Below are 12,635 nucleotides of genomic sequence, written 5' to 3'. Positions count from 1 at the left end.
GCTCGCGGGCGATGCCGTCGATAGTTGCCGGAATCGTTGCATTTTGCGGGTTTAGTGCGCAACCGTCATCCGTAAAGTGTAGATACCTTGGATCTGTGCTGCCTGTTCCGGCCCCTTCGCGAGCAAGCCCGCTCCCACAAGGGATCTGCGGCGTACACAAATCCAATGTGGGAGCGGGCTTGCCCGCGAAGGGGCCATAAGGATCAATAGAGATCTCCAGCGGTACTTGCATCTTCCTCACCCCGCCCGCATAAATTGTTCCATGAATCTGCCAATCCCGACGGACAGCGCCCTGGCAGGCTTCCACCCCGCCGTCAGCGCCTGGTTCAGCAGCACCTTCCCGACGGTCACCGCCGCCCAGGCCCGGGCGTGGCCGTTGATCCGCCAGCACCGTTCGACCCTGGTCGCCGCACCCACGGGCTCCGGCAAGACCCTCACCGCGTTCCTCGCGGTCATCGACGACCTGGTCCACCGCGCAATGGCCAACGGCGGCCATCTGCCGGATGAAACCCTGGTGGTCTACGTTTCGCCGCTAAAAGCCCTGTCCAACGACATCCAGATCAACCTGCAAGACCCGCTGGCCGGCATAACCGAGCAGTTAAGCGCGATGGGCTTGCCGCAATTGCAGATCAACACCGCCGTGCGCACCGGCGACACACCGCAAAAAGACCGCTCGGCGATGCGCAAGACCGCCCCACACATTCTGGTGACCACCCCGGAATCCCTTTACGTATTGCTCGGTTCCGACTCCGGCCGACAAATGCTCAGCACTGCCCGCACGGTGATCGTCGACGAAATTCACGCGATCGCCGCCAGCAAACGCGGCAGTCACCTGGCCCTGAGCCTTGAGCGACTGCAAGCGTTGTGCGCGCAACCGCTGATGCGAATCGGCCTGTCTGCCACGCAAAAACCCATCGAAGCCGTCTCGCAGTTTCTGGTTGGCCGTGATCGCGCGTGCGAAATCATCGACATCGGCCACGCCCGCCCGAGGGATCTGGACATCGAAGTACCGCCCGTGCCGTTGTCGGCGGTGATGGCCAACGACATCTGGGAGCTGGTCTACGACCGCCTCGCCGCCCTCGCCCGCGAACACCGCACCACGCTGATTTTCGTCAACACCCGACGCCTCGCCGAACGCCTGAGCCGTCACTTGAGCGAGCGTCTCGGCAAGGAGGCGGTGGCCGCCCACCACGGCAGTCTGGCCAAGGAGTTTCGTCTCGACGCCGAACAGCGTCTCAAGCGCGGCGAACTGCAAGTGCTGATTGCCACGGCGTCCCTGGAACTGGGGATCGATATCGGCGATGTCGACCTGGTCTGCCAGATTGCCTCGCCACGCTCGATCGCCGGGTTTCTGCAACGGGTCGGCCGCTCCGGGCACCAGGTCGGCGGCACACCCAAGGGCCGTTTGTTCGCCACCACCCGCGACGACCTGATCGAATGCGCCGCCCTGCTCGATTGTGTGCGGCGCGGCGAACTCGACACTTTGCAGATTCCGAAGGCACCGCTGGATGTCCTCGCGCAACAAATCATCGCCGAGGTCAGCTGCCAGGAATGGCAGGAGCAGGCGCTGCTGGAGGTGTTCCGCAACGCCTCGCCCTACAGCGAACTCGACGAAAAACACTATCAAGCGCTGCTGCAGATGCTCGCCGAAGGCTACAACGGTCGCCTGGGCATCCGCAGCGCTTACCTGCACCGCGACGCCGTGACCCGCACCCTGCGCGGTCGCCGGGGCGCCAAACTGACCGCTGTGACCAGCGGCGGGACGATCCCGGACAACGCCGATTACAGCGTTTTACTCGAACCCCAAGGGCTGAACATCGGCAGCGTCAACGAAGACTTTGCGGTGGAAAGCATCGCCGGGGATGTCTTCCAATTGGGCAACACCTCCTACCGAATTCTGCGGGTCGAAACCGGCAAGGTCCGGGTCGAAGATGCTCAGGGCCAACCGCCGACCATTCCCTTCTGGCTCGGCGAAGCGCCGGGGCGCAGCGCTGAACTGTCGTTTGCCGTGGCCCGCCTGCAAGCGCAACTCGATGAGCTACTCGGCGCCACCCCCGGTCACTTGCAGCCCGCAATCGACTGGCTGACCGACACCCTCGGTCTGAACCTGGCCAGTGCCGAACAATTGGTCGATTACCTGGCCCGTGCGCGCCTGACATTGGGCGCCCTGCCGTCACAAGACACACTGCTGATGGAGCGATTTTTCGACGAGTCCGGCGGCACGCAATTGATCATTCACACGCCGTTCGGCAGCCGCATCAACCGTGCCTGGGGCCTGGCCCTGCGCAAGCGTTTCTGCCGCACCTTCAACTTCGAATTGCAGGCTGCCGCCAGCGAAGACGCCATCGTCCTGTCGCTGTCGGCCAGCCACAGTTTTGAACTCGATGATGTCTGGCGCTATTTGCACAGCAACAGCGCCGAGCACACCCTGATTCAAGCCGTGCTCGATGCGCCGCTGTTCGGTGTGCGCTGGCGCTGGAATGCCGGGGTCGCTCTGGCGCTGCCGCGCTACAGTGGCGGACGCAAAGTCCCGCCGCAGATCCAGCGGATGAAAAGCGAAGACCTGATCGCCAGCGTGTTTCCCGACCAGATGGCCTGCGTGGAAAACCTCGCCGGCGAACGGGAAATTCCCGACCATCCACTGGTGGAACAAACCCTCGACGACTGCCTGCACGAAGCCATGGACAGCGAAGGCTGGCTGGCGTTGTTGCGGCGCATGGAACGTGGCGACATCCGCTTGATCAGCCGCGACCTGCCGGCACCCTCACCGCTGGCCGCGGAAATTCTCAGTGCCCGACCCTACACCTTTCTCGACGATGCGCCGCTGGAAGAACGCCGCACTCAAGCAGTACTCAACCGCCGCTGGAGCGATCCGCAGTCCACCGACGACCTCGGCGCGCTGGATGCGGACGCGATTCAAGCCGTGCGCGAGGAAGCCTGGCCAACGCCGACTGGCGTCGATGAAATGCATGAGGCGTTGATGAGCCTCGCGTGCATCAGCGACGTCGAGGCCAAGGCCCATCCAGACTGGCTCGATTGGCTGAACGCCCTGGCCGACAGCGGTCGCGCCAGCCGCTTGCAAGTCAATGCTGGGCAAGCGCTATGGTTGGCACTGGAGCGGTTGACTTGCTTGCAGGCGATTTATCCACAGGCGATTTTGCAGCCACCGTTGGAGGCGTTGCCCGGGTTCGATGAAGTCTGGGCGCCCGACGAAGCGGTGCTGGAAGTGATTCGTGCGCGGCTCAGCGCGTTCGGTCCGCTGCCGCTGAACGCGATTGCCAAACCGCTCGGATTGGCGGCGACTCAAGTCACCCAGGCGTTGGCGCAACTGGAACGCGAAGGCTATGTGCTGCGTGGCCAATTCACGCCCGGCACGGCGGAGGAAGAATGGTGCGAGCGGCATCTGCTGGCGCGGATTCACCGCTACACCGTCAAGCGTCTGCGGCGGGAAATCGAGCCCGTGGCGTTACAGGATTTCATGCGTTTCCTGTTCGACTGGCAGCATCTGTCCGCCGCGACCCAGGGTCAGGGCAGCGCAGTATTGCCCGCGATAGTCGGTCAGTTCGAAGGCTACCCCGCCGCCGCTTCAGCCTGGGACAGCGATATTTTGCCGGCGCGAATAAAAGACTATTCAGCGAATTGGCTGGATGACCTGTGTCGCAGCGGCAAACTGGTCTGGACTCGCCTGACCGCGCGCAACAAGAGCGCCAGCACGGCATTGCGCAGCACACCGATTCTGCTATTGCCGCGCAGTCAGGTCGGGTTGTGGAGCGGGTTGACCGAGCAAACGCCGGTCAGCGAACTCTCGCCCAAAACGCAAAAAGTCTACGAAGCCCTGAGCCAACACGGCGCGCTGTTTTTCGATGAACTGACTCACGAAGCCCACCTGCTGCGCTCGGAACTGGAAATCGCCTTGCAGGAACTCGTAGGCGCCGGGCTAGTGAACGCCGACAGCTTCGCCGGTCTGCGAGCCCTGATCACTCCGGCCAGCAAGCGACAGAATCGCAGCAGCCGACGCGGGCGCGGAGCGTTTGTCGGCGGGATGGACGATGCCGGGCGCTGGGCCTTGCTGCGACGCGGGGCGCAAGCTCCGGTTGTGGATAACAAACGACCGGCCCCGACGCCGACCGACACCCTTGAACATATCGCGATGACCTTGCTCCGGCGCTACGGCGTGGTGTTCTGGCGCTTGCTTGAACGTGAAGCGGATTGGTTGCCGAGCTGGCGGGAATTGCTGCGCACGTTCCATCGGCTGGAAGCTCGAGGCGAGATTCGCGGTGGGCGGTTTGTCAGTGGTTTGGCCGGGGAACAGTTTGCGTTGCCCGAGGCCATTCCATTACTGCGCGAGGTGCGGCGACGGCCGCATGACGGGAGTTTGATTGCCGTGTGCGGGGTTGATCCGCTGAACCTCGCGGGGACGCTTTTACCCGGTGCGAAGGTGCCGGCGTTAGCGAGTAATCGATTGGTGTATCGCGATGGATTGCCCGCCGCTGCCGAGATCGCCGGCAAGCAGACTTTCTGGCTGGAGTTGGATCAGCAAGCCAGTGCTGAATTACACAACAAACTGATCAGGCATTGATGTTGTCTGGGCCGGCCCCATCGCGAGCAAGCTCGCTCCCACATTTGATCGCATTCCCCTGTGGGAGCGAGCTTGCTCGCGATGAGGCCATCAGCCCCAACACAAATCATTGAGTCCTCGGCTGATCCGGCAGGAACACCGATGAATGCTCCGATGCAAGCCCATCGCTTTGCGGCGACTCAACAGCCTGTCTAGGCATCAACACCTGCTGTGGATAAGTCTGCGCGAAATGCACCCACGGACTGTTATCCACAAGCTTTTTCAAACGCTGGTTGAACGCCCGACTCACTGCGTATTGCCCACCCGACACGGTGCGGAACTGTGCCGTCAACACCACGCCGTTAAGGTCCATCTTGTCGACACCAAACACATCCAGCGGCCCTTGCAGGTTGTACTTGAGGAATGCGTCGTCGCGGATGGAATCCCCGGCCTCGCGGATCAACTCGATAGCCTTGTCGACATCGGTGTCGTAAGTGAATTGCACTGAAAAGAACGCATAGGCGAATTGCCGCGATTGATTGGTCACGGCCTTGATCTGACCGAACGGCACCGAGTGTACAAACCCCTTGCCGTCGCGCAGGCGCAAGGTGCGGATGGTCAGGCCTTCGACAGTGCCGGCGTGGCCGGAGTCGAGCACCACCCAATCGCCAATCGACAACGTGTCTTCGATGATGATGAACAACCCGGTGATCACGTCCTGCACCAGTTGCTGGGAACCGAAACCGATGGCCAGCCCCACGACACCGGCACCGGCCAGAAAGGGCGCAACGTTGATCCCAAGGTTAGCCATGGTGGTGATAGCGCAGATCACCACCAGGATGATTTTGATCGCATTGCGCAGCAGCGGCAGGATGGTTTTGGTTCGGGTACTGGGTTGGCGCGCCGAGCGTTTGTTAACGGGTGGTTTCAGGGCTTCCTGAATCGCCGTGTCCAACACCACCCAGCCCATCCAGGTCACCAGGAAAATCAAACCGATACGGCTCAGGGAATCGCTGATCGCCCGGCCGACCGAATTGCTCACCGCAAACTCGAACAGCGACACACCCCAGATGCGCCCCAGGACATCGATAAAAACAATCGCCAGGGCGATCCGCAGCAACGCGTGCGAAAGGCTGAGAAAGCGTTCTTTGTAGGCACTGCTGCGGCGTACGGCCAACTCACTGCGCGACTTGAACAGGTGATGAAGCGACGTGCTAAGAAACACCATCGCAATCAGTAGCACCGTAGTAAACAACGCACAGCGCAGTACTTTCTGGTTGTCATCGCCAATGCCGATCAGGTTGATCACCGACACCAGCACCATCAACAGAATCGGCCAGTACCAGAGCCCGGAAAAGATCCGCAGCATTTCACGCAAGGCCGGCTGACTGAGGCGCTGGGACAACGGCAAAATGCGGATCAGATGGGCGACCGGACGGCGCATCTTGATCACCAAAATGCCAAAGGTGACCGAGGCCGCCACCCCGGTGAACACCGCGACACTGCTGGTGAGATTGCCGCCGAGCAGGCGGGCGATCTGCGGACTGGTCAAGGCGTCGCTCAAGGCCACGAGGAAGCCCATCAAAAACAGCGGTCGCGGGCTGTACTGACGAATAATCTGCACCGCCCGGCGCTTGTGGCCGGCGTTGAACAGCACCACCAGCGACAACAGCAACGACGCGGCAAAAATGCCGCTGCTGGTGGCATAGGCGAAACACAATGCCAGCGCCCGGCCGGCGGACACTTGCAAGAAGTGGCTGACATACAGCGTCAGGGGCAGGCTGATCAGCGCCGGAACCGTGTAGGGCAACACATAACCCAGTAAAGCCTGACCGCGCTCGCGAGTGAGCAGCAGGCGGTTCTGACACAGACGTTTGGAGAGCAGTCCTCCCAGCAGCCAGAGCAGCACAAAGACGCCCATCCACACACCGGACAACAGCAGGAAGTCCCCCGCCACGCTCCAGCTCGAACGGGCCGAAGGACGATTGACCAGTTGATCCACCTCAACCGCCGCCCGGTCTGCACGCAGACGCCAGGCGTCCAGCAGGTCCTCGTTGAGATCGAGTTTGCCCTGGACTTCCTCAATGCTCGAACTGATGGCACCCAGCAAACCACCCTGTACCAGCGGTTCGGGGTGGGCCAGTGGTGTCGTGGCGGTGGTCGCCGCCGACACACCCGGTAGTGCGGCAGCCTCCAGCTCGTTGCTGCCCAGAATCAGCAACGCCCCCAGTAGTATCGCGGTCTTGAACTTGAACAAACGCGGCGCTCCTGCGAAAGGGTCTGTAAGGAACTGATCGGGGAATTGTAGGCAAGTTCGGTTTTGGCCGGGAGATAACCAGCTGATGCGGCCATAACGCAATCCGTGTAGCAGCTGGCGAAGCCTGCGTCCGGCTGCGCAGCAGTCGTAAAGTCAGACACTGCGGTGTGTCAGATTCACCGTGCACTCAGGGTTCACGACTGCTGCGCAGCCGGACGCAGGCTTCGCCAGCGGCTACAGGGTCTGCGTTGCAGCTGAAAAACCTTTAACCCTTTCGATATTTGATCTACACGCAAATATCAAATGCCCATCCCTGTATTTTTCCACACAACCCAAACCCGGACACTGCGCTCCATCAATCAATCCTCCGGAGTTGCAGCCATGCCCATTGCCTTACTCGCGCTGACCCTCAGCGCCTTCGCCATCGGGACGACCGAGTTCGTCATCGTTGGTCTGTTACCCACCATTGGCGCCGACCTCAGCGTCAGCCTGCCGTCCGCCGGCCTGCTGGTCAGCCTCTACGCATTGGGCGTTGCCATTGGCGCCCCGGTGCTGACCGCCCTCACCGGTAAAGTCCCGCGCAAAATGCTGCTGTTGTCGCTGATGGTGCTGTTCACCCTCGGCAACCTGCTGGCCTGGAAAGCGCCAAGCTACGAATCGCTGATCATTGCACGGATCGTCACCGGCCTGGCCCACGGGGTGTTTTTCTCGATTGGCTCGACTATCGCCACCAGCCTCGTGCCGAAGGAAAAAGCCGCCAGCGCGATCGCCATCATGTTCACCGGCCTGACCGTGGCACTGGTCACCGGCGTGCCACTGGGGACGTTCATTGGTCAACATTTCGGCTGGCGTGAAACCTTCCTCGCGGTGTCTGCACTGGGTGTGATCGCGTTCATCGGCAGCCTGCTTTACGTGCCGAAAGACATTGCCCACAGCAAACCGGCTTCACTGTTGCAGCAATTGCAGGTGCTCAAGCAACCCCGTCTGCTGCTGGTGTACGCCATGACCGCGGTCGGTTACGGCGGCTCGTTCATCGCGTTCACCTTCCTGGCACCGATTCTTCAGGATATTTCCGGCTTCAGCGCCAGCACCGTCAGCCTGGTGTTGCTGGTCTACGGCATCTCGGTGGCCGTCGGTAACCTCTGGGGCGGCAAACTGGCAGACAAACGCGGCCCGATCAGCGCCCTGAAAATCATCTTCGCCCTGCTCGCGGCGGTGTTATTCGTACTGACCTTTACCGCCGGCAACCCATGGATGGCCCTGGCCACCGTGCTGGTCTGGGGCGCGGTTGCCTTCGGCAACGTGCCGGGCTTGCAGGTTTACGTGGTGCGGCAGGCCGAACACCACACGCCGCATGCGGTGGACGTGGCGTCGGGCCTGAACATTGCCGCGTTCAACCTCGGCATCGCCGGTGGCGCATGGGGCGGTGGCTTGATCGTTGCTCACATGGGCCTGATCCACACCGCTTGGATTGGCGGTCTGGTGGTGTTGGTCGCGTTAACCCTGACCGCGTGGAGCGGTCGTCTTGATCGATTGGGCCCGGTGTATGCAGAGAGCTCGACCCAGGTTGTTGCCGGTCACTAAACCCTGTGGGAGCGGGCTTGCTCGCGAAAGCGGTCTGTCAGTCACATCCATGTTGAATGTGCCGCCGTCTTCGCGAGCAAGCCCGCTCCCACATTTGGTCTGTGGTGTTTGGTCGATGCCGTCCGTAGTCCCGTCGAAACTTTCTCGCACGCCTCGCAGTCATCAAAAGACAGGGGCAGTCCGAGAACCATTAGACGGGAGGCGACATGGCGGCGATCCACATCGGTATTTCAGGCTGGCGCTACACGCCCTGGCGGGGGGATTTCTACCCGAAGGGGCTGACCCACAAGCGCGAATTGCAATTCGCCTCACGGGCGGTCAACAGCATCGAAATCAATGGATCGTTTTACGCCCTGCAACGGCCCGAACGTTATGCCCAGTGGTACGCCGAAACCCCGAGGGGCTTCGTTTTCAGCGTCAAAGCCCCGCGTTTCATCACCCACATCAGGCGACTGCGGGACGTCCATAAACCCTTGGCGAATTTCTTTGCGTCCGGGGTGCTGGAACTCAAAGAAAAACTCGGCCCGATCCTCTGGCAATTTCCGCCCAACTTCAAATTCGATGCCGAGCTGTTCGAAACCTTTCTGGAGCAGTTGCCGCACAACACCGAAGAGGCCGCCGCCCTCGCCCGCCAGCATGATTCGCACGTGAACGGTCACGCCAGCCTGAAGGCCTACGGGAAAAAGCCTTTGCGCCATGCCGTAGAAATCAGAAACGAGAGCTTCGTCGACCCGGCCTTCATCCGCCTGCTCAAACGCTATAACGCGGCCCTCGTCATCGCCGACACCGCCGGTAAATGGCCGTACCGCGAAGACCTCACCAGCGACTTCGTCTACCTGCGCCTGCACGGTGCCGAAGAACTCTATGCCAGCGGTTACACCCCCGAGGCGCTGAAACGCTGGGGTGACCGGATCGAAGCCTGGTACCACGGCCAGCAACCGAGCGACCCGCAATTGATCGCGCCCCGGCAGAAGCCCAAGGCGCGCAAATCCCGTGAGGTGTTTTGCTACTTCGACAACGACATCAAAGTCCGCGCGCCCTTCGATGCCCGCCGCTCGCTGGAGCGCTTTCATCTGGATAAAGACCTCGCCACCCGTCCCGGTGAACTGGCCGCCGAGGGGGTGCTGTCATGAGCATTTCCGAACCGGTCGGCACCACCGACGAACAGCAAACTATCATCACCGCCGTGCGCCGCTTCACCGTGCTGACGGTCAACACGCACAAGGGTTTCACCGCGCTCAACCGGCGCTTCATCCTGCCCGAATTGCGCGAAGCGGTGCGCAGCGTGTCCGCCGACGTGGTGTTTTTGCAGGAAGTCCACGGCACCCACGAGCATCATCCCCAGCGCTACAGCAATTGGCCGGCGATACCGCAATACGAATTCCTCGCCGACACCCTGTGGCCGCAGTTCGCCTATGGACGCAATGCGGTCTATCCAGCGGGCGATCACGGCAATGCGCTGCTGTCGAAATTCCAGATCATTCGCCACGACAACCTCGACGTTTCCATCAGCGGTCACGAGAGCCGCGGCATCCTGCATTGCGTGCTGCGCCTGCCCGGTGACGGCCAGGAAGTGCATGCCATTTGTGTGCATCTGGGTCTTCGCGAAACCCACCGGACCGAACAACTCAAGTTGTTGGCCCAGTGCCTCGAAGAACTGCCCAGCGATGCCCCGGTGATCGTTGCCGGTGACTTCAACGACTGGCGCCAGCGCGCCGACGCACTGCTCAAACCCTGCGGTCTGCGGGAGGTTTTCGCCGAACTCCACGGCAAACCAGCGCGCAGTTTTCCAGCGCGCTTGCCAGCGCTGCGCCTCGACCGCATCTACGTGCGCAACCTCAAGGCCAGTCAGCCGCAAGTGCTGGCCGCGCGACCCTGGTCACACCTTTCCGACCATGCACCACTATCGGTGGAGATCGAGCTATGAGCAGCCCATCGATGGATAAAACCCATGTGGAGCACTTATCCACGACCCCGGCGATTCGTGAGCCGGGGGTGGTCGACGTCGAATATGGCTGGCAAGGCAACAACCGCGTAGAGCTGCTGGAAAACGGCGAAGCGTATTTCCCTCGGGTGTTCGAGGCCATACGTCAGGCGAAGACTGAAATCCTGCTGGAAACCTTCATTGTGTTTGAGGATAAGGTCGGTGAAGAGCTGCAGGAAGTACTGATCGCCGCCGCTCAACGCGGCGTGCGAATCACCGCCAGTCTCGATGGCTTTGGCTGCGGTGAACTGAGCACGGGATACCTCACCGCCCTGAGTGAGGCCGGCGTGCGCATCCAGATTTTCGACCCCGCGCCCAAACATCTCGGCATCCGCACCAACTGGTTCCGCCGCCTGCACCGCAAGATCGTGGTGGTCGACGGCACGATTGCGTTCATCGGCGGCATCAACTTTTCTGCCGACCATCTGGCTGACTTCGGCCCTGAGGCCAAGCAGGATTATTCCGTTGAAGTGCAAGGCCCGGCGGTGGCCGACATCCATCACTTCGCCTTGCTGCAATGCGGTCGCCCGGCTCGCGCCAAATACTGGTGGCAACGACGCAGGCAACGGCGCTCGGAACTGGCGTTCACCGATCATGACGGCCAGGTTCGCCTGGTGTACCGCGACAACGGCGAGCATCCGACTGACATCGAAGAGGTTTACCGACAGGTGCTGCGCAGTGCCCAGCGCCGAGTGGTGATCGCTAATGCCTACTTCTTTCCGGGCTATCGCCTGCTGCGCGAGATCCGCAACGCGGCGCACCGTGGCGTCGATGTGCGACTGATCCTGCAAGGTCAACCCGATATGCTGGCGGCCAAACTCGCCGCACGGATGACCTATGACTACCTGCTCAAATCCGGCGTGCAGATTTACGAATATTGCGACCGTCCGCTGCACGGCAAAGTCGCGCTGGTGGATGAGGATTGGAGCACGGTCGGTTCGAGCAACCTCGACCCGTTGAGCCTGTCCTTGAACCTGGAAGCCAATGTGTTGATCCGCGATCGCGCCTTCAACCGCGACCTGTTCAAGCGCCTCGAAGACCTGAGTAACAACCATTGCAAGGTCATGTCGGTCGACAAAACCCCGCGTGGACGGGTCTGGCACATGACCGTCGGCTTTCTGGTGTTTCACTTCTTGGCGCAATTCCCGGCCTGGGCCGGTTGGCTGCCGGCGCATAAACCGCGCCTGAAACCTTTTTCCCATTCCGCCGGGAGTGACACCTGATGAGCCACTCTGATACACAACCGGCGACCCTCGCCGACAACCCGACCAAATCCCGCTGGAGCCGCTGGAAACGGCCGCTGACAATGCTGTTTTTCCTGGCGCTGATCGTGCTGTTCACGATGCTTGCCCAGCGCATCGAATGGGATGAAGTATTCGACAACCTCGCAGATTTCAAGGTGCGCACGCTGATCATCGCGTCCGGTCTGACCTTGGTGAGTTTTCTGGTTTACGCCTGCTTCGACCTGATCGGCCGTACCTACATTCGCCAGAACCTGACGTGGAAGCAGATCCTGCCGGTGGGGATTATCAGCTATGCCTTCAATCTCAATCTGAGCGCTTGGGTCGGCGGTATTGCCATGCGTTATCGGCTGTATTCGCGACTCGGGGTGAGCAAGGGCAACATCGCGAAAATTCTCGGGTTGAGTCTCGCGACAAACTGGTTTGGTTACATGGTGATTGCCGGTGCAGTGTTCAGCAGCGGATTGGTGCGAATGCCGCCAGGCTGGAAGCTGAGCAGCGGCGCCTTGCAAGGTGTGGGTGTGTTGTTGCTGCTGGTGAGTGCGGGGTATCTGGCAGCGTGTCAGTTTTCCAAGCGGCGGGAGTGGGCGATACGCGGGGTGGAAATCAACCTGCCGTCCCTGCGCATGGCGGTGCTGCAACTGGCCCTCGGGGCGCTGAATTGGTCGCTGATGGCGGCGGTGATTTTCACCTTGCTGCCGAGCAAGCTGGATTACCCGCTGGTGCTCGGGGTGTTGCTGATCAGCGCGATTGCCGGGGTCATCACGCACATTCCGGCCGGGCTTGGCGTGCTGGAAGCGGTGTTCGTGGCGCTGCTGCAACATGAAGTGTCCCGAGGGAGCCTGGTGGCCGGATTGCTGGCCTATCGGGCGATCTATTTCATCTTGCCGCTACTGATTACCCTGGTGATGTACCTGATCGTGGAAGCCAAGGCCAAGTCGTTGCGGATCGCGAAAAAGCCCAAGTGATCTGGTGTTTGTGAGGCCGTCATCGCGAGCAAGCTCGCTCCCA

Annotated in this window: 7 protein-coding genes; 6 read left to right on the top strand and 1 reads right to left on the bottom strand. The window is 61.2% G+C overall.

Annotated features, from left to right (window positions below):
* Positions 1 to 262 precede the first annotated feature (262 nt).
* Complete coding sequence (locus CUN63_RS16185) at positions 263 to 4,579, top strand: DEAD/DEAH box helicase (protein WP_129440794.1); 4,317 nt, start codon at positions 263 to 265, stop codon at positions 4,577 to 4,579.
* 106 nt (positions 4,580 to 4,685) lie between these two features.
* Here the strand turns inward: CUN63_RS16185 and CUN63_RS16180 are convergent, their stop codons facing one another.
* Complete coding sequence (locus CUN63_RS16180; protein ID WP_129440792.1) at positions 4,686 to 6,815, bottom strand: mechanosensitive ion channel family protein; 2,130 nt, start codon at positions 6,813 to 6,815, stop codon at positions 4,686 to 4,688.
* Between the two features lie 381 nt (positions 6,816 to 7,196).
* Here CUN63_RS16180 and CUN63_RS16175 point away from each other — a divergent pair, with 381 nt between their 5' ends.
* From CUN63_RS16175 to CUN63_RS16155, 5 genes are all read left to right on the top strand, one after another.
* A complete protein-coding gene (locus tag CUN63_RS16175) occupies positions 7,197 to 8,399 on the top strand; it encodes an MFS transporter (protein WP_129440790.1) in 1,203 nt (400 codons plus the stop codon).
* A gap of 206 nt (positions 8,400 to 8,605) precedes the next feature.
* On the top strand, positions 8,606 to 9,532 hold the full coding sequence (locus CUN63_RS16170; protein ID WP_129440788.1) for a DUF72 domain-containing protein: 927 nt from the start codon (positions 8,606 to 8,608) through the stop codon (positions 9,530 to 9,532).
* On the top strand, positions 9,529 to 10,326 hold the full coding sequence (locus CUN63_RS16165; RefSeq protein WP_129440786.1) for an endonuclease/exonuclease/phosphatase family protein: 798 nt from the start codon (positions 9,529 to 9,531) through the stop codon (positions 10,324 to 10,326). The genes CUN63_RS16170 and CUN63_RS16165 overlap by 4 nt, the downstream gene beginning before the upstream one ends.
* Positions 10,323 to 11,606 carry a cardiolipin synthase ClsB gene (gene clsB, locus CUN63_RS16160; RefSeq protein WP_129440784.1) on the top strand — a complete coding sequence of 428 codons (1,284 nt, stop codon included), beginning with the start codon at positions 10,323 to 10,325 and terminating at the stop codon, positions 11,604 to 11,606. Before CUN63_RS16165 ends, clsB begins: the two co-directional genes overlap by 4 nt.
* Complete coding sequence (locus tag CUN63_RS16155) at positions 11,606 to 12,592, top strand: lysylphosphatidylglycerol synthase domain-containing protein (RefSeq protein WP_129440782.1); 987 nt, start codon at positions 11,606 to 11,608, stop codon at positions 12,590 to 12,592. Before clsB ends, CUN63_RS16155 begins: the two co-directional genes overlap by 1 nt.
* Positions 12,593 to 12,635: the final 43 nt, after the last annotated feature.

Source organism: Pseudomonas sp. ACM7 (assembly GCF_004136015.1).
GTDB classification, from domain to species: Bacteria; Pseudomonadota; Gammaproteobacteria; order Pseudomonadales; family Pseudomonadaceae; genus Aquipseudomonas; species Aquipseudomonas frigoris.
Note: the sequence above shows the minus strand (reverse complement) of the source record. Positions and strands in the feature narration are given on the sequence as shown.

Bases quoted from the DNA above. Each gene is read 5' to 3' on its own strand.
- CUN63_RS16185 (WP_129440794.1), top strand. From the start codon at position 263: ATGAATCTGCCAATCCCGACGGACAGCGCCCTGGCAGGCTTCCACCCC.
- CUN63_RS16175 (WP_129440790.1), top strand. From the start codon at position 7,197: ATGCCCATTGCCTTACTCGCGCTGACCCTCAGCGCCTTCGCCATCGGG.
- CUN63_RS16170 (WP_129440788.1), top strand. From the start codon at position 8,606: ATGGCGGCGATCCACATCGGTATTTCAGGCTGGCGCTACACGCCCTGG.
- CUN63_RS16165 (WP_129440786.1), top strand. From the start codon at position 9,529: ATGAGCATTTCCGAACCGGTCGGCACCACCGACGAACAGCAAACTATC.
- clsB (WP_129440784.1), top strand. From the start codon at position 10,323: ATGAGCAGCCCATCGATGGATAAAACCCATGTGGAGCACTTATCCACG.
- CUN63_RS16155 (WP_129440782.1), top strand. From the start codon at position 11,606: ATGAGCCACTCTGATACACAACCGGCGACCCTCGCCGACAACCCGACC.